Source organism: Dellaglioa sp. CoH-57-MRSF-19 (assembly GCF_056781975.1).
This window is the reverse complement of record NZ_JBXAXW010000163.1, coordinates 1-382: the sequence shown is the minus strand read 5'-3', so window position 1 is coordinate 382 and position 382 is coordinate 1. Positions and strand designations below refer to the sequence as shown.

Below are 382 nucleotides of genomic sequence, written 5' to 3'. Positions count from 1 at the left end.
GCTTCAGTGATGGCGTATATCTGCCTGCTCTTGCCTTCAACCTCAATGCTATGGTTCCGCCCGCAAAGAACCCGGTCAATCCGACACCGCCCACAAACGGCACGATTCGTTGGGCCGCGTCCGTTGATCAAGTCGCGTTTGCCAAGGTCTGTTCGTTCCTAGATTTCAACTGGGCCGAGCTATTCCAAACCAATCAGACGATCATAGACAACTACGGTACCGTTGATCCCGTGTCGATCGCGATCGTATCGAATCCGCCTACCGGTGAATTCAAGGCCTCGGTGCTGACCGGTATCGGGCAGACGGTGGTGGGCCAAGGTCAGGTCCTGTTTGATACAGTGCGCATTCTGTGCCTGAAGACCCCGGCTCCGGGCGACTACAC

General features: G+C 56.3%; 1 protein-coding gene. It reads left to right on the top strand.

All coding sequences use genetic code 11. The annotated features are described in order from the left end of the window. The coding region (locus tag AC1RO3_RS08780) for a hypothetical protein (protein ID WP_481764045.1) at positions 1 to 382 on the top strand (382 nt) is incomplete at both ends.